At 66.5% G+C, this 20,397-nt stretch carries 22 protein-coding genes and 5 tRNA genes; 15 read left to right on the top strand and 12 right to left on the bottom strand.

Annotated elements, in window-relative coordinates; all coding sequences use genetic code 11:
- Positions 1 to 65 precede the first annotated feature (65 nt).
- Both AC13GA_RS16595 and ispG read right to left on the bottom strand, forming a co-directional pair.
- Positions 66 to 815, bottom strand: a complete 750-nt coding sequence (locus AC13GA_RS16595) for a phosphatase PAP2 family protein (RefSeq protein ID WP_482998565.1) — start codon at positions 813 to 815, stop codon at positions 66 to 68.
- Positions 796 to 2,061 carry a flavodoxin-dependent (E)-4-hydroxy-3-methylbut-2-enyl-diphosphate synthase gene (ispG, locus tag AC13GA_RS16590; RefSeq protein ID WP_012510704.1) on the bottom strand — a complete coding sequence of 422 codons (1,266 nt, stop codon included), beginning with the start codon at positions 2,059 to 2,061 and terminating at the stop codon, positions 796 to 798. Before ispG ends, AC13GA_RS16595 begins: the two co-directional genes overlap by 20 nt.
- Positions 2,062 to 2,175: 114 nt before the next feature.
- Between ispG and AC13GA_RS16585 the strand changes: the two genes are divergently transcribed.
- Together AC13GA_RS16585 and AC13GA_RS16580 are read left to right on the top strand one after the other, a co-directional pair.
- Positions 2,176 to 3,402, top strand: coding sequence for an ATP-binding protein (locus AC13GA_RS16585; protein WP_046986023.1), 1,227 nt, complete (start codon positions 2,176 to 2,178; stop codon positions 3,400 to 3,402).
- A complete protein-coding gene (locus AC13GA_RS16580; protein WP_046986022.1) occupies positions 3,399 to 3,968 on the top strand; it encodes a response regulator transcription factor in 570 nt (189 codons plus the stop codon). Before AC13GA_RS16585 ends, AC13GA_RS16580 begins: the two co-directional genes overlap by 4 nt.
- A gap of 90 nt (positions 3,969 to 4,058) precedes the next feature.
- On the opposite strand, the gene pgi is transcribed toward AC13GA_RS16580, so the two are convergent.
- From pgi to pcnB, 7 genes are all read right to left on the bottom strand, one after another.
- Entirely contained in the window at positions 4,059 to 5,573 is a 1,515-nt protein-coding gene (gene pgi / locus AC13GA_RS16575) for a glucose-6-phosphate isomerase (protein WP_478475182.1), read from the bottom strand.
- On the bottom strand, positions 5,570 to 5,950 hold the full coding sequence (gene panD, locus AC13GA_RS16570) for an aspartate 1-decarboxylase (protein ID WP_004153087.1): 381 nt from the start codon (positions 5,948 to 5,950) through the stop codon (positions 5,570 to 5,572). The genes pgi and panD overlap by 4 nt, the downstream gene beginning before the upstream one ends.
- Before the next feature lie 87 nt (positions 5,951 to 6,037).
- A complete protein-coding gene (locus AC13GA_RS16565; RefSeq protein ID WP_480983033.1) occupies positions 6,038 to 6,535 on the bottom strand; it encodes a hypothetical protein in 498 nt (165 codons plus the stop codon).
- 71 nt (positions 6,536 to 6,606) lie between these two features.
- Entirely contained in the window at positions 6,607 to 7,446 is an 840-nt protein-coding gene (panC, locus tag AC13GA_RS16560; protein ID WP_295377992.1) for a pantoate--beta-alanine ligase, read from the bottom strand.
- A complete protein-coding gene (gene panB, locus AC13GA_RS16555) occupies positions 7,443 to 8,258 on the bottom strand; it encodes a 3-methyl-2-oxobutanoate hydroxymethyltransferase (RefSeq protein WP_482998564.1) in 816 nt (271 codons plus the stop codon). The genes panC and panB overlap by 4 nt, the downstream gene beginning before the upstream one ends.
- 34 nt (positions 8,259 to 8,292) lie before the next feature.
- Positions 8,293 to 8,778 (bottom strand): 2-amino-4-hydroxy-6-hydroxymethyldihydropteridine diphosphokinase, encoded by a 486-nt coding sequence (gene folK / locus AC13GA_RS16550; protein WP_447781127.1) that lies wholly within the window; start codon positions 8,776 to 8,778, stop codon positions 8,293 to 8,295.
- A 3-nt stretch (positions 8,779 to 8,781) separates the two neighbouring features.
- The gene (pcnB, locus tag AC13GA_RS16545; protein WP_046986017.1) at positions 8,782 to 10,161 is read right to left on the bottom strand and encodes a polynucleotide adenylyltransferase PcnB; all 1,380 of its coding nucleotides are present in this window, start codon (positions 10,159 to 10,161) and stop codon (positions 8,782 to 8,784) included.
- A 49-nt stretch (positions 10,162 to 10,210) separates the two neighbouring features.
- On the opposite strand from pcnB, the gene AC13GA_RS16540 reads away from it, so the two are divergent.
- Positions 10,211 to 10,285, top strand: a tRNA-Glu gene (locus tag AC13GA_RS16540).
- Between the two features lie 308 nt (positions 10,286 to 10,593).
- On the opposite strand, the gene AC13GA_RS16535 is transcribed toward AC13GA_RS16540, so the two are convergent.
- On the bottom strand, positions 10,594 to 12,018 hold the full coding sequence (locus AC13GA_RS16535) for a sugar porter family MFS transporter (protein ID WP_253078912.1): 1,425 nt from the start codon (positions 12,016 to 12,018) through the stop codon (positions 10,594 to 10,596).
- Positions 12,019 to 12,209: 191 nt separating this feature from the next.
- Between AC13GA_RS16535 and fdxA the strand changes: the two genes are divergently transcribed.
- Positions 12,210 to 12,533, top strand: a complete 324-nt coding sequence (fdxA, locus tag AC13GA_RS16530; RefSeq protein WP_005409054.1) for a ferredoxin FdxA — start codon at positions 12,210 to 12,212, stop codon at positions 12,531 to 12,533.
- Between the two features lie 167 nt (positions 12,534 to 12,700).
- Here the strand turns inward: fdxA and AC13GA_RS16525 are convergent, their stop codons facing one another.
- A complete protein-coding gene (locus AC13GA_RS16525) occupies positions 12,701 to 13,216 on the bottom strand; it encodes a hypothetical protein (RefSeq protein WP_046986015.1) in 516 nt (171 codons plus the stop codon).
- 32 nt (positions 13,217 to 13,248) lie between these two features.
- Positions 13,249 to 14,142: a 4-hydroxy-tetrahydrodipicolinate synthase gene (gene dapA / locus AC13GA_RS16520; RefSeq protein ID WP_046986014.1), complete on the bottom strand. Its 894-nt coding sequence runs from the start codon at positions 14,140 to 14,142 to the stop codon at positions 13,249 to 13,251.
- 163 nt (positions 14,143 to 14,305) lie between these two features.
- Between dapA and AC13GA_RS16515 the strand changes: the two genes are divergently transcribed.
- The 11 genes from AC13GA_RS16515 (at position 14,306) to AC13GA_RS16465 (ending at position 20,396) form a co-directional block, all read left to right on the top strand.
- The gene (locus tag AC13GA_RS16515) at positions 14,306 to 14,866 is read left to right on the top strand and encodes a glycine cleavage system transcriptional repressor (RefSeq protein ID WP_012510695.1); all 561 of its coding nucleotides are present in this window, start codon (positions 14,306 to 14,308) and stop codon (positions 14,864 to 14,866) included.
- Positions 14,867 to 14,944: 78 nt separating this feature from the next.
- Positions 14,945 to 15,424, top strand: a complete 480-nt coding sequence (locus AC13GA_RS16510) for a peroxiredoxin (protein WP_046986013.1) — start codon at positions 14,945 to 14,947, stop codon at positions 15,422 to 15,424.
- A gap of 84 nt (positions 15,425 to 15,508) precedes the next feature.
- On the top strand, positions 15,509 to 16,909 hold the full coding sequence (locus tag AC13GA_RS16505) for a PhoH family protein (protein ID WP_012510694.1): 1,401 nt from the start codon (positions 15,509 to 15,511) through the stop codon (positions 16,907 to 16,909).
- The gene (locus tag AC13GA_RS16500) at positions 16,906 to 17,412 is read left to right on the top strand and encodes a hypothetical protein (RefSeq protein WP_253078913.1); all 507 of its coding nucleotides are present in this window, start codon (positions 16,906 to 16,908) and stop codon (positions 17,410 to 17,412) included. Before AC13GA_RS16505 ends, AC13GA_RS16500 begins: the two co-directional genes overlap by 4 nt.
- Before the next feature lie 13 nt (positions 17,413 to 17,425).
- Positions 17,426 to 18,094 (top strand): YoaK family protein, encoded by a 669-nt coding sequence (locus AC13GA_RS16495; protein ID WP_046986011.1) that lies wholly within the window; start codon positions 17,426 to 17,428, stop codon positions 18,092 to 18,094.
- Positions 18,095 to 18,158: 64 nt separating this feature from the next.
- Positions 18,159 to 18,968: a bifunctional hydroxymethylpyrimidine kinase/phosphomethylpyrimidine kinase gene (gene thiD / locus AC13GA_RS16490; RefSeq protein WP_136638832.1), complete on the top strand. Its 810-nt coding sequence runs from the start codon at positions 18,159 to 18,161 to the stop codon at positions 18,966 to 18,968.
- On the top strand, positions 18,965 to 19,891 hold the full coding sequence (locus AC13GA_RS16485) for an alpha/beta hydrolase family protein (RefSeq protein ID WP_482998563.1): 927 nt from the start codon (positions 18,965 to 18,967) through the stop codon (positions 19,889 to 19,891). Before thiD ends, AC13GA_RS16485 begins: the two co-directional genes overlap by 4 nt.
- Positions 19,882 to 19,958 (top strand) — tRNA-Arg (locus AC13GA_RS16480). The genes AC13GA_RS16485 and AC13GA_RS16480 overlap by 10 nt, the downstream gene beginning before the upstream one ends.
- A 69-nt stretch (positions 19,959 to 20,027) precedes the next feature.
- Positions 20,028 to 20,104 (top strand) — tRNA-Arg (locus AC13GA_RS16475).
- A 69-nt stretch (positions 20,105 to 20,173) separates the two neighbouring features.
- Positions 20,174 to 20,250 (top strand) — tRNA-Arg (locus tag AC13GA_RS16470).
- Positions 20,251 to 20,319: 69 nt separating this feature from the next.
- Positions 20,320 to 20,396: transfer RNA gene (locus AC13GA_RS16465), tRNA-Arg, on the top strand.
- Position 20,397 lies beyond the last annotated feature (1 nt).

Genomic DNA, 20,397 nt, shown 5'->3' with positions numbered 1-20,397 from the left:
TTGCAGAACCTGCTGCAACGAAACAACTGATCTATTACGTAGACGCCCCGGAGGGGCCATCCACGTCATTCCCCCTGTGATGATGCTTCGCTGGCCTTCGCTGGCGGCGAGCCGTGACGTCGCCATGGGTGCCGGCGACTGAACATGACCAGATAGCACCCTACCACCCAAACCAGCGCGGCACACCATCCGGCCAGGATGTCGGAGGGGTAATGCACCCCCAGGTAGACCCGCGACACGCTGACCAGCAGGCTGAACGCCGGTGCCAGCAGCAGCACCGGCCAGCGCCAACGGGTGTTCCAGGCCAGCAGCACCAGGGTTACCGCGAGGGTCATCGAGCCCATCGCATGGCCGCTGGGGAAGCTGAACGTCGATTCCGGCGCGATCGATTCCCACAGGCTGGGCCGCTGGCGCTGGAAGAAGTGCTTGCTGCCCATGTTCAACAGTGCCGAGCCAACGAAGCTGACCGCCACGAAGGTGGCCTCGCGCCAGCGCCGGTAACCCAGCAGCACGCCGATGATCAGCACGTCGGCCGGAATCAGGAACCACTCGTAGCCCAGTTTGGAGATGAGCACGAAGAAGCGGTCCAGCAGCGGCGAATGCAGGCCATGCATCTGCCACAGCAGGGGCGCGTCGAAATGGAACGATTCAAACTCGTGCACCTCGTCGGCCAGGGCGACAAAGCCTGCCAACGGCAACAGCACGCCACCGAACAGCAGGAGCAGGCGCCAGGCATTGCTCGCCATCCAGTGGCGGAAACCGGAGGCGGACTCCGGTGCAGCGAGGATCGCAGGCTTATCCGGCGTTTCGGACATAGGTGCGTTCGACGTAGTCGTCGATCAGGGCGACGAAGTCCTGGGCGATGTTCTCGCCGCGCAGGGTCACCTTCTTTTCGCCATCGACGAATACGGGCGCAGCCGGGGTTTCACCGGTGCCCGGCAACGAAATACCGATGTTGGCGTGCCGCGACTCGCCCGGCCCGTTGACGATGCAGCCCATCACCGCCAGGGTCATGTTCTCCGCACCCGGGTGCTGGATCTTCCACATCGGCATCTTTTCGCGCACATGGCTCTGCACCACCTTGGCCAGCTCCTGGAAGAACTCGGAGGTGGTACGGCCACAGCCCGGGCAGGCCGTGACCAATGGCGTGAAGGCGCGCTGGCCGGTGGTCTGCAGCAGTTCCTGGGCGACGATCACTTCCTGCGTACGCGACTGGCCCGGCTCCGGGGTCAGCGAAATGCGGATGGTGTCGCCGATGCCTTCCTGCAGCAGCACGCTCAGCGCGGCCGACGAGGCGACGATGCCCTTGCTGCCGATGCCGGCCTCGGTCAGGCCCAGATGCAGGGCGAAATCCGAACGCTGGGCCAGGTCGCGGTACACCGCAATCAGTTCCTGCACGCCACTGACCTTGGCCGACAGCACGATGCGGTCGCGCGGCAGGCCGATCTCCACCGCCTGCTCAGCCGAGTCCAGCGCCGAACGGATCAGCGCCTCGCGCAGCACGCGGCCGGCGTCCCAGGGCTGTTCGCGGTGGTTGTTCTCGTCCATCAACTTCGCCGCCAGGGCCTGGTCCAGCGAGCCCCAGTTGGCACCGATGCGCACCGGCTTGTTGTAGCGGATGGCGAACTCGATCAGCTGCGCGAACTGCAGGTCCTTCTTCTTGCCGAAGCCCACGTTGCCCGGGTTGATGCGGTACTTGGCCAGTGCTTCGGCGCAGGCCGGCTCGGCCGTCAGCAGCTGGTGGCCGTTGTAGTGGAAGTCGCCGATCAGCGGCACGTCGATGCCCATCATCGCCAGCTTGTCGACGATGCGCGGGATCGCCGCGGCCGCTTCAACCGTGTTGACGGTCAGACGCACCATTTCCGAGCCAGCCCGCCACAGCTCGGCCACCTGCTTCACGCTGGAGGCCACATCGCTGGTGTCGGTATTGGTCATCGACTGCACCACCACCGGCTTGCCACCGCCTACGGTAACCCCGCCGATCTGGACGGCATGGGTCTGGCGGCGCGGCCAGGAGGTGGCATCGGAGGGCGGAGTCGGGCGGGTGACGGCGTCGTGCATGGGCGCATTCTACCGCTCGCCCCCGCATTCGGGGTGACTCGCATTCAGCCGCCGGCACGGCTGCGGCCGATTGTCGCAGGCACGTCCACGCGTGAACGCATACGATGAGCGTGAATGACCGGTCCCGACGCCCCGTTTCTCCGAACCCTGTGCAGCCTGCGCTGGCTTGCCGTAGGTGGCCAGGCCGCCACGATCCTGGTCGCCACCTGGGTGCTGGGCCTGCCGTTGCCGCAGCTGCCGCTGTGGGCCGGCGTGGCCGTACTGACCCTGTTCAATATCTATACCCAGCTGCGCCCGGAAGCGGCCGACACAGCGCCGCTGACCGCATTCGGTCACATCCTGGTGGACGTGATCATCCTGACCTGGATGGTGGGCTGGAGCGGCGGCATGGCCAACCCGTTCAGCTCGCTGTTCCTGATCCTGATCGCGCTGGCCGCGTTCGCCCTGCCCCTGCGCTGGGCGCTGGCGGTGGCACTGGCCTGCCTGCTCGGCTATGCCGCCAGCGGTATTTTCGGGCAGCCGTTGCCGGACGGTTATTTCCGCGGGCAGGACCTCAACCGCTGGGGCGTGGTCGCCAATTTCCTGATTTCCGCTGCGGTCGTGCTGACCTTCTCCACCCGCCTGGCGTTGGCGCTGCGCCAGCGTGAGCTTGAACTGTCGGCACTGCGCGAGCGCTTCGCCCGCAACGAGGGCATCGTCGCCCTGGCCACCCATGCAGCCTCGGTGGCGCATGAACTGAACACGCCGCTGGCGACCATGACCCTGCTCGCCGATGACGTCGCCGAGCGCAGCGAAGAGCCGGAAGTACGCGAAGACATGGAAACCCTGCGCGAGCTGCTGGTGCAGTGCCGTGAACGGGTGCTGGCGCTGGCCGCGCCGGCCTCGGCCGATGCACCGGGACGCAGCCATTCCAGCGCCCAGCAGGTGCTGGAGCAGTGGCGTTTGGTGCGTCCGACCATCGACCTGCATCGCAACGACGATGCGCCGTTGCGGCTGCCGCTGGATCCGGGCGTGGGCCATCTGCTGATGGTCCTGCTCAACAATGCCGCCGATGCCGGCGAACAGGCCGGCCGGCCGCGCGTGGACCTGGACCTGCGCATCGAAGGCGACGACCTGATCGGCGAAGTCCGCGACTACGGCCATGGCTTCGACGCCCGTGCCGCCGTCCTGCCGGGCAGGCTGTTCGGCAGCAGCAAGAGTGAGGGCATGGGCGTTGGCCTGGCCCTGTCCCATGCCACCATCGAACGCCTCGACGGCGAGATGTGGATGCGCCCGGCCCAGGGGGCCGGCAGCCGCGTCGGCTTCCGCCTGCCGCTGGCCCCACGCGAGGACACCCCATGAGCATTCACCATTCCACCCTGGGCCTGCTGGTCGACGACGACGAGCTGTACCTTCGTACGCTGCAGCGCAGCCTGGCCCGCAAGGGGCTGGAAACGCAGACCGCGCAGGACGCCGCCAGTGCACTGGCGCTGGCCCGCCAGCATCCGCCGGCGTTCGCGCTGATCGACCTGAAACTGGGCAGCGATTCCGGCCTGGCCCTGATCCAGCCATTGCGCGCCCTGCGCGCGGACATGCGGATCCTGCTGGTGACCGGCTACGCCAGCATCGCCACCGCGGTGGAGGCGATCAAGCTCGGCGCCGACGACTACCTGCCGAAGCCGGCCACGGTGCCAATGATCCTGCGCGCACTCGGCGAGGAAGACGATGGTCCGGCCGACGATGGCGAAATGGAAGTGCCCGATGCGATGACGCCGATCAGCCGCCTGCAGTGGGAACACATCCAGCAGGCGATGCACGAGACCGGCGGCAATGTGTCGGCGGCCGCGCGCCTGCTGGGCATGCACCGGCGTTCGTTGCAGCGCAAGCTGGCCAAGCGGCCGAGCCCGGAACGCGACCCGAGCCGGTGATGCGTCGTCGTATTCGCCGGGCATGGCCCGGCGCTACCGGCATAACGAAGGGTAGCGCCGGGCCATGCCCGGCGGCATTCCCCGCCCGCGTCAGCCCTTCAGCTGCGCCAGGATCTCGCGGGTCATTGGATCGGCAACCGTCACGTCCTCGCCCTGCAGTGCCGGCAGCAGGCCACTGGCCAGCTGTTTGCCCAGCTCGACACCGAACTGGTCGAAGGCATTGATGTTCCAGATCACCGACTGCACGTACACCGCGTGTTCGTACATCGCGATCAGCGCACCCAGCGCCTGCGGGGTCAGCGCGTCGAGCAGGATCAGCGTGCTTGGGCGGCCGCCCGGGTAATCGCGATGCGGATCGTCGCTGCCCTGGCCATTGGCCAGCGCCTCGGTCTGCGCCAGCAGGTTGGCCAGCAGTGCCTGGTGATTGATCGTGTACGGATCATCGTTGTGCACGCAGCCGATGAAGTCGGCCGGAACGATGCTGGTGCCCTGGTGCAGCGCCTGGAAGAAGCTGTGCTGCACGTCGGTGCCTGCCCCGCCCCACCACACCGGCACGGTATCGGTGGTGACCGGCTGGCCGTCACGCTGCACGCGCTTGCCCAGGCTTTCCATCACCAGCTGCTGCAGGTAGGCCGGCAGCAGCGCCAGGCGCTGGTCGTAGGTCATCACCGCATGCGTGGCATGGCCCAGCAGGTTGCGGTTCCAGATGTCGGTCAGGGCGTGCAGCACCGGCAGGTTGCGCTCCAGCGGTGCATCCAGTGCGTGCGCATCCATCTGCGCCGCGCCTTCCAGCAGCTGTTCGAATCGCTCGAAACCGATCGCCAGCGCGATCGGGAAACCAACCGCCGACCACAGCGAATAGCGGCCACCGACCCAGTCCCACATCGGCAGCACGCGATCGGCGGCGATGGCAAAGGCTTTGGCCGCACGTTCCGGATTGGCGCTGACTGCGTACAGGCGCTCGCTGCCACCCAGCCAGTCGTGCAGGATCTGGCCGTTGAGCAGGGTTTCCTGCGTGCCGAAGGTCTTTGAGATGAGGATGCCGGCGGTCTTCGCCGGATCCAACGTGGCCAGTGTGCGCTGCATGGCGGCGCCGTCCACGTTCGACACGAAATGCACGCGCAGGCGCGCACCGGTGACCGGACGCAGCGCATCAGCGACCAGCCGCGGACCGAGATCGGAACCGCCGATACCAACGCTGACCACATCGGTGACGCCGCTGTCTTCCAGCGCACGTACCAGCACGCCCATGCGCTGGCGGATGTCGCGCGCGGCGGCATAGGCCTCGGCCGCCACCGGCGCATCGACCACATCGCCACGCAGCGCGGTATGCAGTGCGGCGCGGCCTTCGGTCAGGTTGACCTGTTCGCCACGGAACAGGCGGGTGATGGCAGCGCCGACATCACGCTCGGCAGCCAGCGCCAGCAACGCCTGCAACGCCGCGGCATCGTACTTCTGCCGGGCGAAATTGACATACAACGGACCAACCCGCAGCGCCAGCTCCTGTACACGGCCGGGTTCGGCGGCGAGCAGGCCGGGAATGCTTGCGCCCTTCAGGCGCTGGGCGTGGGAATGCAGCGAGTCGAATCCGTTGTTCGTTGTCATGCGGCCTGTGTCGGGATCGTGTCGTTGGTGTGGGAGATCTGGTTGTTGCCATCAACGTACACCAGCTTCGGCTTGAAGCTGTCAGCTTCCTGCTCGGTCATGCTGGCAAACGCGGCGATGATGATGATGTCACCGACCTGCACGTGGCGCGCGGCACCACCGTTGAGCGAGACAACGCCACTGCCGGCTTCGGCGCGGATGGCATAGGTCGAGAAGCGCGCACCGTTGGTCACGTCCCAGATGTGCACCTGCTCGAACTCGCGGATGCCGGTGGCAGCCAGCAGGTTGTCATCGATGGCGATCGAGCCTTCGTAGTTCAGCTCGGAATGGGTGACGGTGGCGCGGTGGATCTTGGTCTTGAGCAGGGACAGGTGCATGGGGGCGCTGCAACGGCAAAGGAAAGAGCGGATTCTAGCACCCGCTTGGCTGTCGTCAGGGGCCTGCGGCAGGACGCTGAAGGCCGTTCAGGCGCGCTCGCCCGGCGGGACTGCCGGGACAGCGCCGGAAGTGCCGTGCAGCGACAGGCGGAACACCGTGTGGAAGGCCAGGCCGGCGACCACGCCGAAGCCCCCTGCTGCCAACACCGTCAGGCCGTAGCTGATCACGTCGAAGGTGTCGACATAGCGCAGGCGCTGCAGCAGCGGGCCGCTATCCGCGCCCGGCCAGCCGCACGTGGCCATGGCCAACGCCCCCAGCCCAAACCCGACCAGGACGAACCCGATCCGGCGCAGGCGCTGCTGAGACTGCAGGATCAGCGCCATCGGCAGCAGCACGGCGATGGCGTTGCAGGCGGCCAGCACGAACATCAACCCACCGCCGGTGAGCGCGGGCACCGGTGTGCGCCGGAATTCGAGCGCAAACAACAGGCCGCCAAACAGCTGGGCCGGCAGCATGCCGGCCGCCAGCACCGCCAGGATCGAGGCCTGGGCAAGGCGGCCGGTATCAGTGGTTGGGGTGTTCATTTCCGATCTCCCGTCCGTGGGAAGGTGAAAGGCGCCCATTGCGGGCGCCCTTCCATGCTGCGCTTAGCGGCTCAGAATTCCAGGTTGTCGATCAACCGGGTCGTACCCAGGCGCGCGGCGATCAGCGCGACACGGCCGCCGCCATCGAAGGTCGGCTCGGCCAGTTCCGGCGTGCGCAACACGGCGTAGTCGACCTGGAAACCATCCGCCTGCAGCGCGGCGGCTGCCTCGGCCTCGATCTGCGCGCGCGACTGGCCAGCCACGTAGCCCTCGCGCATGCCCAGCAGGGTGCGATGGATGCGGGTCGCGACCGGGCGCTGTTCGGCGCTCAGATACTGGTTGCGCGAACTCTTGGCCAGGCCATCGTCGTCACGCACGATGTCCGCGCCGACGATCTGGATCGGGAACGACAGCTCGGCCACCATCTGCTTGATGACGGCCAGCTGCTGGTAGTCCTTGCGACCAAACACGGCCACGTCCGGCTGCACCTGCAGGAACAGGCGCGCGACCACCGTACAGACGCCATCGAAGTGACCCGGGCGGCTGGCGCCCTCCAGCACTTCACTGACACCCGGCGCGTGCATGCGCGTGGTCTTGTCCACGCCCAGCGGGTACATCGCCTCGACACTGGGCAGCCACACCGCATCGCAGCCAGCCTGCTCCAGCCCGGCCACGTCAGCCTCGGGCGTGCGCGGGTAACGGCTGAAATCTTCGTTGGGGCCGAACTGGGTCGGGTTGACGAAGATGCTTGCCACCACCTTGTCGGCGTACTGGCGGGCCAGGGTCACCAGCGAGTGGTGGCCCCCATGCAGGTTGCCCATGGTCGGCACCAGCGCAACGCGCAGGCCTTCGCGCTTCCACTCGGCGATCTGCCCGCGCAGTGCGCCGAGCTCGTTGAAGGTCTGGATCATTGGGCGTAGGCGTGCTGTTCGTCGGGGAAGCTGCCGTCGCGCACGGCGTCGGCATAAGCGCGGGTGGCACCGGCCACCGAACCGCCTTCGGCGAGGAAGTCCTTGACGAACTTCGGACGGCGATGGCCGCTGTCCAGGCCGAGGAAATCGTGCAGCACCAGCACCTGGCCATCGCACTGCGGGCCGGCACCGATGCCGATGGTCGGCACGTCCACCGCAGCGGTGACTTCAGCAGCGACCGGAGTCGGCACGCATTCGAGCACCATGATGCTGGCGCCTGCAGCGGCCACGGCCCTGGCATCTTCCACCAGTTGGCGCGCGGCATCGCCACGGCCCTGGATCTTGAAGCCGCCCAGGCGCAGCACCGACTGCGGGGTCAGGCCCAGATGCGCGCAGACCGGAATCTCGCGTTCGACCAGGTAGCGGATGATGTCGACCTTGAAGCCGGCACCTTCGATCTTGACCATCTCCGCGCCCGCCTGCAGCAGCTGCAGCGAGGCATCCAGCGCGCGCTCCGGGGTGGCATCGGCGCCGAACGGCAGGTCGGCCACCAGCAGCGCACGCCGCAGCACGCGGGCCACGGCGCGGGTGTGGTAGACCATGTCGGCCACGGTCACCGGCAAGGTGGAGTCATGACCCTGCACGACCATGCCCAGCGAATCGCCGATCAGGATCAGGTCGACGCCGTTGGCATCGAAGGTGCGGGCGAAGCCGGCGTCGTAGGCGGTCAACATGACCAGCTTCTGGCCATTGCGCTTGGCCTCGGCCAGGGCGGGAACGGTCCAGGGCTTGCTGTCTGCGTGGGTGCTCATGTGCTGATAACCGGGGGAGATAACCCGGCCATTATCACCCTATCGGCGCGATCCCGCAGGCATCCACCCGCATCACTGCATCCTGCACGCGGCCGTGGCCGGGGATGGCCAGATCCGGCGCGATTTCGGCCAGCGGTACCAATACGAAGGCGCGCTCGTGCATGTAGGGATGCGGCACCTGCAGGCCAGGCTGATCGATCACCTGCGCGCCATGCAGCAGCAGGTCCAGATCCAGCGCGCGCGGCCCCCAGTGCACCTGCGGATCGCGCACGCGGCCGAAATGCCGCTCCAGCAACAGCATCGCCTGCAGCAGTTCGTTGGCCGGCAGATCGGTTTCGACCGCAGCCACCGCATTGACGAACGGCGGCTGATCTTCATTGCCCCAGGCGGGCGTGGCGTACAGGCGCGACGCCCTGTCCACGCGGGTGCCAGGCAGGCCGTCCAGCGCAGCAATCGCTGCGCGGACGGTCGCAGCCGCGTCGCCAAGGTTGGCGCCGAGGCCGATCCAGGCAAGGGTCATCGCTTACTCGCCCGCAGCACCGGCGGGGGCGCCCGGACGGCGACGGCGACGGCGGCGCTTGCGCGGTGCCCCACCCTCTTCGTCAACGCCCTCGTGGTGCAGCGAATCCAGCGACGATTCCAGCTCATGCCCGGATTGCGCCTGCGCTTCACGCCAGAACGCCACATCAGCCTCGTGCTCGGCGGAGGCCACCTGGCGCAGGGCCAGGAAGTCGAACGCGGCGCGGAAGCGCGGGTGGGTAAGGGTACGGAACACGCGCTTGCGCTGGCGCGAACCGAAGCGCGACTGCAGCAGCCAGATCTCCTGCATCGGCAGCGAGAAGCGGCGAGGCAATGCGATGGTGCTCAGCTGCTGCACGGTGACGCGGTCGGCGGCACGGCGCTGCGCTTCTTCTGGCGCCACGCCCTGCTTGAGCAGGGTCGCCTGTGCACGGCAATACGCCGGCCACAGCAGCAGCGCGAACAGGAACGCCGGCGAGACTGGCTCGTCATTGGCCACGCGCGCATCGGTATTGGCCAGGCCTTCCACCAGCATGCGGCGCAGCGCGCCGGTGCGGTTGGACTTGAGGGCCTTGGCACTTTCCGGGAACAGCACGTCCAGCAGGCCGTAACGCTCCAGGCCTTCGAAGCTGGCCACGCCGTGCCCGGACAGGAACAGCTTGAGCACTTCCTCGAACAGGCGCGCCGGCGCAGCCTCGTTGAGCAGGCTGGCCAGCTGCGGGATCGGCGTGGCGGTGCCCTCTTCGATCTGGAAGCCGAGCTTGGCCGCCAGGCGCACTGCACGCAGCATGCGCACCGGATCTTCCTGGTAGCGCTGCACCGGATCGCCGATGAGCTTCATCAGGCGCGCCTGCACGTCTTCGAAGCCGCCGGTGTAGTCACGCACCGAGAAGTCCTCGATGGCGTAATACAGGGCGTTGCAGGTGAAGTCGCGGCGGATGGCGTCGTCTTCGATGGTGCCGTACACGTTGTCGCGCACGAGCATGCCGTTTTCCATCTCGCGGTCGCCGCTGCCGTCATCGCTGTTGGCACGGAACGTGGCCACTTCGATGATCTCGCGGCCGAACACAACATGGGCCAGGCGGAATCGGCGGCCGATCAGGCGGCAGTTGCGGAACAACTGCTTGACCTGCTCGGGCGTGGCATCGGTGGCCACGTCGAAATCCTTGGGTTGGCCATTGACCAGCAGGTCGCGCACCGCACCACCCACAAGGTAGGCGCCGAAGCCGGCATCGCGCAGGCGATAAAGCACGCGCAGGGCGTTCGGGCTGATGTCCTTGCGGGAGATCGTGTGCTGGTCGCGCGGGATGACGCGCAGGCTGAACGGTGATGGAGCAGAGGAAATGATGTTGGCGCTTCCGGTTGAAGTTTCGGGATTGCCCAATGGCATCGAGGTGCATATACTAGCGCTCCTGCATCGGCAGCGACACACTGCTCCCTTCGTCTAGTGGTTAGGACGTGGCCCTCTCAAGGCTAAAACAGGGGTTCGAGTCCCCTAGGGAGCACCAGTCGCCGCAGCAGGAACCGAAAAAGCCCGCCTTGTGCGGGCTTTTCTGTTTTCCTGGGTTTGTGGCGTCGGGTGCTTGGTCGCTGTGGCGCCTGCCTGCTTCTGCGTTTGAGGGGGCGGGCCACCCTGGCCTGGACACGCAAAAGCCCATCCATGGCGCCAACGGTCCAGGCCAGGGTGGCCCGCCCCCTCCTTACAGTTTTCCGCGACGGCGGCACGAACAGCCTCGCTCCTCCGCAGCCAACTCAATCCCGACCCGCAGACCTGCGTCCGCCACACGAAATGTGTCGAGAGGCGGCAGGCCAGCCGTCAGCCTTCCATCTGCTCCAGTTCCTTGCCCTTGGTCTCGCGCACGTAGCGGACGACGAAGAAGATCGAAAGGATCGCCACGACCATATAGATGCCGTAGGCACCGGCCAGGCCAATGCCAGCCAGCAGCATCGGGAAGGTCACGGTGATGGCGAAGTTCGAGGTCCATTGCGCCGCACCCGCCACCGCCAGCGCCGGGCCGCGGATCTGGTTGGGGAACATTTCGCCCAGCATCACCCACATCACCGGGCCCCAGGACATGTTGAAGAACACCACGTAGGCATTGGCCGCAACCAGGGCCAGCCTGCCCATGCCATCGGACAGCTGCAGGCGACCGTCGACCAGGCTGCCGCTGGCGAAGGCGACCACCATCAACACCAGCGCCACCGACATCCCGACCGAGCCGATCCACAGCAGCGGCTTGCGCCCGATGCGGTCGATCAGCAGCACGGTCAGCAGGCAGGCGCCGATGCTCAGTCCACCGGACAGCACATTGATCAGCAGCGCGTCGCTTTCCGAGAAGCCCACCGCCTGCCACAGCACTGCGCCGTAGTAGAACACCACGTTGATGCCGACCAGCTGCTGGAACATCGCCAGGCCGATGCCCACCCAGAGGATCGGGCGCAGTTTGCCGGTGGCCTTGTCGAGCAGATCGCCGAAGCGCGGCTTGTGCTGGTCCTGGGCCAGGCTGGCTTCGATCTCGGCCTGCTTGGCCGCCGCCGCACCATCGCCATACAACCGTGCCAGCACCACCCCTGCCTGCGCCTGCCGGCCCTTCAGCACCAGGAAACGCGGGCTCTCCGGAATCACCAGCAACAGCAGCAGGAACAGACCCGACGGCAGCGCCTGCATCCAGAACATCCAGCGCCAGGCCTCATGCCCCAGCCACAATGGCTCGGTGGAGGCCCCGGCGGCACGGGCCAGCAGGTAATTGCTGAGGAAGGCGGCAAACAGGCCGCAGATGATCGCCATCTGCTGCACCGTGGCCAGGCGACCGCGATAGCGTGCCGACGCCACCTCGGCGATGTAGGCCGGCGACATCACACTGGCCGCGCCCACTGCGAACCCGCCGAGTACGCGAGCGGCTATGAACAGCCAGGAGGCATGGGCAGCACCGGCACCCAGCGCCGATATCAGGAACAACAGCGCGGACACGATCAGTACGCCGCGACGGCCCAGGCGGTCGCCCAGCCAACCGGCCAGGAATGCACCGATCGCGCAGCCCAGCAGCATCGAGGCGACTTCGAAGCCCAGCGCCGCCTCACTGGAATTGAAGGCTTGGCGCAGGCCGTCGACCGTACCGTTGATGACACCACTGTCGAAGCCGAACAGGAATCCACCGAGGGTGGCCACGCAGCTGATCAGGACGATGAACGCGGTGTTCTCACCACGGTGCAAGGCGGATCCGGTCTGGATCTGGGACATGGACGTACCTGCTGGGAAGGGGTAACGGCCATCACGGATGACCGGCTGCGCCACAGCGTCGCATGGGCGTTGCCCTGCCGCCAACCGGCCACGGCCGGGCCTGCCAGACGCCCGTTTTCCGCCCTGCGCCGACACCGGGGGCCAACCTGTTCTAGAATTGTCGGGTTCAGGAATCGATCCACCCCCAGCCCATGCCCTTTGTCGTCACCGAAAACTGCATCAAGTGCAAACACACCGATTGCGTGGAAGTGTGCCCCGTGGATTGTTTCCACGAAGGCCCGAACTTCCTGGTGATCGACCCGGATGAGTGCATCGACTGCACCCTCTGCGAACCGGAGTGCCCGGTCAATGCGATCTTCCCGGAGGATGATGTCCCCGCCGGCCAGGAAGGCTTCGTCGCCCTCAATGCCGAGCTGGCCAAAGAATGGCCGGTGCTGACCGTGCGCAAGGACCCGCCTGCCGACGCCGGCGAATGGGACGGCAAGCCGGACAAGCTGAAGCTGCTGGAGCGCTGAGAAGCGCTTGTTGCGGCAACGAAAAAGGGCGCCCATGGCGCCCTTTCTCGTTGCTCGGCAGATACCAACCGCGCGATCCGGTAGGTGCCAACCGCAAGATCCGGTAGGTGCCAACCTTGGTTGGCACAGAAGCGCCGACCAAGGTCGCCCTCTACCAGAGGCAGCCCTTACTGCGCCAGCTTCGCCTTCAGCGCGGCGATCAGCTTCACCGGGGCCTCGGCGGTGGCCGGCAGGCCACGCGGGTCGACCGCGGAAATGTACGCGCCGGCGTCGACGGCAACCACACGCACCAGGAAGTTGCTGCCTTCATAGGCTACATCGTACGAGCCCAGCAGCTGCGCGCGGCTGGCGATGGTCACGCCTTCCACGCCTTCCAGCGCGGTACCGACCTTGGCGAAGGCTTCATCCTTGCCACCGGCAATGGTGAAACCGGTGTTACCCACAGCCGGAGCCGCCGCAACCGGCGCAGCCGGCTTGGTCGCCGACGCCAGCGTCGGCACCTTGTTATCACCGGTGGTCGCCGGCAGGTTCAGGTCCGGCGGCACTTCCAGCGGACGCATTTCCGGGGCCAGGGCATAGTCGCCCTTGACGCCACGCTTGAAGCAACCAGTGGTGCCGGCGGCGACGGCCACAGCAAGCAGGGCGTAGGACAGCACGCGGACAGTGGAAACGGATTGACGCATGTGAATCTCCTGGGTCAGACCAAGACGGAAGGTCAGTGGCTGGAAAGGGCTTCGAGGGCGGCGATGTCGCCGGCAAGGTGATCGGCAGCCCGATGATGCGCCGCCGACAACGGCAGCAGCGGCAGGCGCAGGTCGTGGCCGATGCCGATGCGGCGCAGCAGCGCCTTGACCGGGATCGGATTCGGCTCGACGCCACAGAACTCATGGAACGGCTGCAGGCGCGCATCCCATGATTCGGTAGCTTCGTGGTCGTGGGCGGCCGCCAGCTCGCACATCCGGCGGTAGGCGCCCGGCAGCACATTGGAACCGACCGAGATCAGGCCATCGATGCCAGCCCGGATCGAACGCGCGGCAGTACCGTCATCGCCACTGAGCACGGCGAACTGCGCGCTGCGCAGCGCCAGCAGCGCCTGCACCCGGCCGGTGTCACCCACGGCCTCCTTGATGCCGACGATGTTGGGATGGCTGGCCAGCTCGGCCACGGTCTCCGGCTGCATGTCGCAACCGGTACGGCCAGGCACGTTGTACAGCACGACCGGCAACCCGCCCTGGTCGGCAACGGCACGGTAGTGCGCGATCAATCCGGCCTGGGTCGGCCGCACATACGGCGGGGTGACCACCAGCGCGTGGCTGGCACCGAGCGCGGCGGCGCGGCGGGTCTGTTCGATGGTTTTGGCGGTGCCCGACAGGCCGGTACCGGCCATGACCGGAATGCGGCCGCCGATACGCTCGACCGCGCTGGCCAGCAGCTGGTCGTACTCGGCATCGGTGAGGGTTGCCGCTTCGCCGGTCGAGCCAGCTACGACAACGCCATGGACGCCACCTTCCAGTTGCAGGTGCAGCAGGCGCTGCCAACCGTCGGGATCGAGGGCGCCGTCGGCCCGGAACGGGGTCGCCAGCGCGGTGATGAGGCCGGAAAGGGACAAGGACGTGCTGCTCTTGGCTGGAAAGGGAAACGCCCGCCACGAAAGGCCGGGGGCGACCTGAATGTTACTTGCGGCGCGAAACCACGGGCAAGTATGCTGGACACCGGTGGATCCCCGCCTCTGGCGGGCATTCAGACTAACGCATGCATTACCCGGAATCGCCTTGACCGACACCACCCCGCGCCCCGCGCCGAGCGAAAACCACCTCCTGATCAACGCCTATACGACGCATCCGGAGTCCCCCCTGCTGTCCGTCACCCGCCGCATTGCCGACAGCGGCTGCAATCTGGTGGACGCGCGCCTGGCCACGGTCGGTCGCGATGTGTCCGTCACCGCCCTGGCCACCGGCTCCTGGGATTCGGTGGCCAAGCTGGAAGCGATGCTGACCCGGCTGGAGCGCGAAGAAGGCCTGAAGCTGGTCTGGTACCGCACCGCTGCCAAGCAGGCGCAGTCCAACCTGCTGCCGTACATCGTGGAGGTGATCGCCGCCGACAAGCCGGGCATCCTGTTCCAGCTGGCCGACTTCTTCGACCGCCAGGGCATCACCATCGAGAGCCTGCAGAGCACGCGTTACCGCGCCATGCAGACCGGTGCGGAAATGTTCAGCGCGCAGGTCACCATCGGCGTGCCGGCCAACATGCACATCGCCGCGCTGCGCGACGATTTCCTCGAGTTCTGCGACCACTTGAACCTGGACGCGATCATGGACCCGATGAAGTTCTGAATTTCGCGCGCCTCTCACAGGCGCGTGGCGTTTCATGCAATTGTCTTGGAAAGAACCCAGGCTCGACAGAAGGACCTCATGAACAACGGCGACACCCTGGACAGCACCACTCTTTCCCTGCCGCTGGCACTGTCCGGCGGCGAACAGGCCACCCTCGGCGACTACGCCGGCCAATGGCTGGTGCTGTACTTCTACCCGAAAGACAGCACCCCCGGCTGCACCACCGAAGGCATCGACTTCAACGCGCTGCTGCCGAAGTTCAGGAAGGCAGGCGCAGTCGTGCTCGGCGTCTCGCGCGATTCGGTGAAGTCGCACGACAATTTCTGTGCCAAGCAGGGCTTTGCGTTCCCGCTGGTCAGCGATGGCGACGAAGCGCTGTGCAGCGCCTTCGACGTGATCAAGATGAAGAACATGTACGGCAAGCAGGTACGTGGCATCGAGCGCAGCACCTTCCTGATTTCCCCCGACAGCCGCATCGTGCAGTCCTGGCGCAAGGTCAAGGTCGCCGGCCATGCCGATGCCGTTCTCGCCGAACTGAAGGCCTCCCAGTCCAAGTGAGTCCCACTGCCTACTGTGTCTGCCATCACCCTGCCCCGCAGCAGGCCGTGATGGTTTTCCCCTGTCCGTAACCAGGAATCGACGATGACCCGAGGCAAGCGCATCTACGTGCTGGATACCAACGTGCTGATGCACGATCCCACCGCGCTGTTCAAATTCGAGGAGCACGACGTCTACCTGCCCATGCAGGTGATCGAGGAGTTGGACAACGGCAAGAAGGGCACCACCGAGGCGAGCCGCAATGCGCGCCAGGTCAGCCGCTTCCTCAACGAGCTGGTGCAGGCCTCGGGCCTGGACAACCTGGCCGACGGCATTCCGCTGCAGCGGCCGCAGGGCCTGCAGCTGCGCGGCAAGCAGAGCGTGGGCCTGCTGCGCTTCCAGACCAGCCATTTCGACGCCGGCAAGAGCTTCGGCAAGGTGATCCCGGACAACGCCATCCTCGGCGCGATCCTGGCCCTGAAGGAAGAGACACCTGAGATCCCGGTGGTGTTCGTTTCCAAGGACATCAACCTGCGGATCAAGGCAGCGATCGCCGGCATCGTGTCCGAGGACTACGAGAACGACCGCGCGCTGGATGATTTCAGCCTGCTCTACACCGGCGCCACCGAGCTGCCGGAAGACTTCTGGAAGCGCCACGGCGATGACCTGCGCAGCTGGAGCGACAAGGGCCGTACCCATTACGAAATCCAGGCGCAGGACGGCGAAGAGTGGTACCCGAACCAGTACGTCTACCTGCCCGGCGAAGACGAAGTCGAGCTGCGCGTCAGCCGCGTGGTCGGCGATGGCAAGGTGGTGCTGTCGCTGGTCGATGATTTCCGCCACGGCAGTCACGCCGTATGGGGCATCAGCGCGCGCAACCGCGAACAGAACTTCGCGCTCAATGCGCTGATGGACCCGGAAATCGACTTCGTCACCCTGCTCGGCACCGCCGGTACCGGCAAGACCCTGCTGGCCCTCGCCGCCGGCCTGGCACAGACGATGGACCAGCAGCGCTATCGCGAGATCATCATGACCCGCGCCACCGTCAGCGTCGGCGAAGACATCGGCTTCCTGCCCGGCACCGAGGAAGAGAAAATGACGCCATGGATGGGCGCGTTGACCGACAACCTGGAAGTGCTCACGCACAACCAGGAAGGCGGCACCTGGGGCCGCCAGGCCACCAACGACCTGCTCGCCAGCCGCATCAAGATCCGCTCGATGAACTTCATGCGCGGCCGCACCTTCCTGTCGCGCTACCTGATCCTGGACGAGGCGCAGAACCTCACCCCGAAGCAGATGAAGACGCTGATCACCCGTGCCGGCCCCGGCACCAAGATCGTCTGCCTGGGCAACGTCGAGCAGATCGACACCCCGTACCTGACCGAGACCACCTCGGGCCTGACCTACGCGGTGGACCGCTTCAAGAACTGGCCGCACAGCGCGCACATCACACTACGTCGTGGCGAGCGCTCGCGCCTGGCCGACTACGCCTCGGAGGTGTTGTGAACCGCTGCACCCGCCTGCTGCTGCCCACGGCTGCGATCACCCTCGCAGCCGTGCTCGGCGCCTGCACCACCACGCGCGGCCCGGCCAGCGTGCCGACCGCAGAGCGTACCGGCCAGTCCTGGGTGGTCACCCGCCCGATCATCGCCGCGCAGGTGCTCGACACCTGCTCGCGCGCCAGCCCCGGCCGCGAGGCCGGGCGGGTCAGCGGCTACTGGGCACCCAGCCGGCAGCAGATCGACCAGCTGGAAGCGAAGCTGCCTTCGCTGGAAGCACAGGTTCCCAAGGTGCTGGACTTCGATCGCCAGTACGTCGGCATCGAAAGCGCAGGCAAGCGGCTGATCTACATCAACGCCTTCCACCTGCCTGACGATGGCAGCATCAATCCGGCCCGTGAGGCGATCCGCGTCTGCGATGGCGGCACGCAGTTCTGGGGCGCCGTGTTCGATCCCGCCAGCAACACCTTCAGCGAGCTGCAGTTCAACGGCGGCTTCGGCGGGCCCTGAGGGGGCCCCGCCGATGGGAATACGCCTGCCCACCTGGGTCTGGATCGGCGCGGTCGCGCTTTCATGCGTGGCCGGCATGGTCAATGTGGTTGGCTTCCTAGGGTTCGAACACCAGGCCGTCAGCCACATGACCGGCAGCACCAGCCAGCTGGGCATGGCGCTGGCACAGGGCGACTGGCGTGCGGTCGGCCACCTGTGGGGGCTGCTGATCGCGTTCGCGCTGGGCGCGATGCTCAGCGGCCTGCTGATCCAGGACAGTGCCCTGCAGCTTGGCCGCCGCTATGGCGTGGCACTGGCACTGGAATCGGCACTGCTGCTGGTCGCCATCCCGCTGTTCGAACAGCATCAGATCTGGGGTGCGCTGGCCGCCGCCATGGCCTGCGGCCTGCAGAACGCGATGGCTACCACCTTCAGTGGCGCGGTGGTGCGCACCACCCACCTCAGCGGCATGTTCACCGACCTCGGCATCGGCCTCGGCCACCTGCTGCGCGGGTTGCCGTTGCAGGTGCGCCGACTGACCCTCAGCGGCCTGATCATCAGCGGCTTCCTCGCCGGCGGCGTCATCGGCGCCTGGCTGTTCATGCGCTGGCAGTACGACGCCCTGCTCGCCCCCGCCCTGCTGACCGGGCTGACAGGGCTGGGCTATGTGGTGTACCAGCAGTGGGCGCGCTGGCGGCATTGAATCAAAGGCATCCACGCATGGCGTGGATCTACCTTCCCCTGCTGGACCACGGCACAATCACCTGATGAGCCCGACCACTCCCGTTTCCGCCCTGACCATCGCCGGCTCCGATTCCGGCGGCGGCGCCGGCATCCAGGCTGACCTCAAAGCCTTCGCCGCGCACCGCGTGCACGGCCTCTCGGCGATCGCTGCGCTGACAGCGCAGAACACCCGCGGCGTCATTGCCGTGCACGTGCCACCGATCGACTTCCTGCGTGCACAGCTGGACGCCTGCTTCGACGACTTCGACATCCACGCCGTGAAACTCGGCATGCTGGCCAATGCCGAAGTGATCAACGCCGTCGCCGACGCACTGGAGCGCCACCGGCCGCCGCATGTGGTGCTGGACCCGGTGATGGTCGCCACCAGCGGTGCTCGCCTGCTTGAAGACAGCGCGCTGCAGGCGATGCGTGAGCGCCTGATTCCGCTAGCCACGCTGATCACCCCGAATACCCCCGAAGCAGAACTGCTGGTGGGCCGGAAGATCAGCAACGGCGATGACGCCGAACAGGCCGCTGCCGCACTGCTTGGCCTCGGCGCCGGCGCAGTGCTGCTCAAGGGCGGGCACCTGCATGAAGGCAACCGGGTGATCGACCGTTACTTCGACGGCGTCAGCAGCGAAGAATTCATCCACGCTCGCCTGCCGCTGGACGCACACGGCACCGGCTGCACGCTGGCCTCAGCCATCGCCGCGCAGCTGTGCAACGGCCTGAGCCTGGCCAACGCCTGCGAAGCCGGCATCGACTACGTCGCACGCGGGCTGCAGCAGGGCTACGCGCCTGGCCGCAGCGAGGTGCTGGTGCTCGACCACTTCGGCGCGGCGCCTCACGCATGAGCCTCGCACCGGACGTCCTTGCCGTGCAGTGCACTGATGGCCATCGCTACGAAGTGATCGCCTGCGTGCCCGCACAGCCCATCGCGCGCCTGCTGTGGCTGCCAGCACTGGGTGTGGCCGCACGCCATTACCTGCCGCTGGCACAGGCGCTGGCGGCGAAGGGCGTGGCGGTGTACCTGCACGAGTGGCGCGGCAACGGCAGCAGCTCGCTACGTCCGTCACGCACGCAGGACTGGGGCTATCGCGAAGTACTCGATCAGGATCTGCCGAGCAGCCAGGGCGTACTGGCCGCAGCGGATGACGAAGCAGGCGCCCTGCCCTGGATCATCGGTGGCCACAGCCTGGGTGGGCAGCTGGCCTGCGTGCACGCCGGTCGCCATCCGCAGCACTTCAATCGGCTGTGGCTGGCCGCCAGTGGCTCACCGTTCTGGCGCAGCTTCCCGCCGCCACGCGGCTGGCTGCTGCCGCTGGTCTATCGCTTCCTGCCGTGGATCGCACAGCGTCAAGGCGTGCTGCATGGCCGTCGCCTGGGCTTTGGTGGCACCGAAGCACGTGGGCTGATCGCCGACTGGGCGCGCGTGGGCCTGAACAATCGCTACGCCGCCGCGGGCATGGCCGAAGATCTCGACGCACAGATGGCACGCGTGCATGGCAGCGCACGGGCGGTGCTGATGGAACACGACTGGTTGGCACCGACCGGATCGATGCAGACGTTGCTGGCCAAGCTGCCGAATGTGGCCGCGCAGCTGCACGTGCTTTCCGCGCAGGAGCTGGGCACGCGTGCCGATCACTTCGCCTGGCTGAAGGCACCGGACGCCGTGGCTGACAGCTTTTTCATTCAGTTGGGTGAAAATTTTCACAAAACTGTTGACGGTCCGCGCCGGGATCCGCATAATTCCGCTCCTGTCGCAGGGCGCCCGTAGCTCAGTTGGATAGAGTACCTGGCTACGAACCAGGCGGTCGGGAGTTCGAATCTCTCCGGGCGCACCACTCGACAGGTTTTCAGCATCCGCCGCTGAAAATGCAGTAAAATTAAGCAGTAAGTTGATTGTGTACCGCGCGCCCGTAGCTCAGTTGGATAGAGTACCTGGCTACGAACCAGGCGGTCGGGAGTTCGAATCTCTCCGGGCGCACCACTCGACAGGTTTTCAGCATCCGCCGCTGAAAATGCAGTAAAATTAAGCAGTAAGTTGATTGTGTACCGCGCGCCCGTAGCTCAGTTGGATAGAGTACCTGGCTACGAACCAGGCGGTCGGGAGTTCGAATCTCTCCGGGCGCACCACTCGACAGGTTTTCAGCATCCGCCGCTGAAAATGCAGTAAAATTAAGCAGTAAGTTGATTGTGTACCGCGCGCCCGTAGCTCAGTTGGATAGAGTACCTGGCTACGAACCAGGCGGTCGGGAGTTCGAATCTCTCCGGGCGCACCAT

Source organism: Stenotrophomonas sp. 22DLJC03, assembly GCF_056861405.1.
This window is presented reverse-complemented; position numbering and strand designations above follow the sequence as displayed.

Excerpts from the sequence above, each read along its gene's own strand:
- panB (WP_482998564.1), bottom strand. The coding sequence starts at position 8,258 with ATGAGCACCCACGCAGACAGCAAGCCCTGGACCGTTCCCGCCCTGGCC.
- fdxA (WP_005409054.1), top strand. The coding sequence starts at position 12,210 with ATGCCCTTTGTCGTCACCGAAAACTGCATCAAGTGCAAACACACCGAT.
- panD (WP_004153087.1), bottom strand. The coding sequence starts at position 5,950 with ATGCACCTGTCCCTGCTCAAGACCAAGATCCACCGCGCCACCGTCACC.
- pgi (WP_478475182.1), bottom strand. The coding sequence starts at position 5,573 with ATGACAACGAACAACGGATTCGACTCGCTGCATTCCCACGCCCAGCGC.
- AC13GA_RS16510 (WP_046986013.1), top strand. The coding sequence starts at position 14,945 with ATGAACAACGGCGACACCCTGGACAGCACCACTCTTTCCCTGCCGCTG.
- AC13GA_RS16580 (WP_046986022.1), top strand. The coding sequence starts at position 3,399 with ATGAGCATTCACCATTCCACCCTGGGCCTGCTGGTCGACGACGACGAG.
- folK (WP_447781127.1), bottom strand. The coding sequence starts at position 8,778 with ATGACCCTTGCCTGGATCGGCCTCGGCGCCAACCTTGGCGACGCGGCT.
- thiD (WP_136638832.1), top strand. The coding sequence starts at position 18,159 with ATGAGCCCGACCACTCCCGTTTCCGCCCTGACCATCGCCGGCTCCGAT.
- AC13GA_RS16525 (WP_046986015.1), bottom strand. The coding sequence starts at position 13,216 with ATGCGTCAATCCGTTTCCACTGTCCGCGTGCTGTCCTACGCCCTGCTT.
- panC (WP_295377992.1), bottom strand. The coding sequence starts at position 7,446 with ATGATCCAGACCTTCAACGAGCTCGGCGCACTGCGCGGGCAGATCGCC.
- AC13GA_RS16485 (WP_482998563.1), top strand. The coding sequence starts at position 18,965 with ATGAGCCTCGCACCGGACGTCCTTGCCGTGCAGTGCACTGATGGCCAT.
- AC13GA_RS16585 (WP_046986023.1), top strand. The coding sequence starts at position 2,176 with ATGACCGGTCCCGACGCCCCGTTTCTCCGAACCCTGTGCAGCCTGCGC.
- AC13GA_RS16505 (WP_012510694.1), top strand. The coding sequence starts at position 15,509 with ATGACCCGAGGCAAGCGCATCTACGTGCTGGATACCAACGTGCTGATG.
- AC13GA_RS16595 (WP_482998565.1), bottom strand. The coding sequence starts at position 815 with ATGTCCGAAACGCCGGATAAGCCTGCGATCCTCGCTGCACCGGAGTCC.
- AC13GA_RS16565 (WP_480983033.1), bottom strand. The coding sequence starts at position 6,535 with ATGAACACCCCAACCACTGATACCGGCCGCCTTGCCCAGGCCTCGATC.
- AC13GA_RS16535 (WP_253078912.1), bottom strand. The coding sequence starts at position 12,018 with ATGTCCCAGATCCAGACCGGATCCGCCTTGCACCGTGGTGAGAACACC.
- AC13GA_RS16495 (WP_046986011.1), top strand. The coding sequence starts at position 17,426 with ATGGGAATACGCCTGCCCACCTGGGTCTGGATCGGCGCGGTCGCGCTT.
- ispG (WP_012510704.1), bottom strand. The coding sequence starts at position 2,061 with ATGCACGACGCCGTCACCCGCCCGACTCCGCCCTCCGATGCCACCTCC.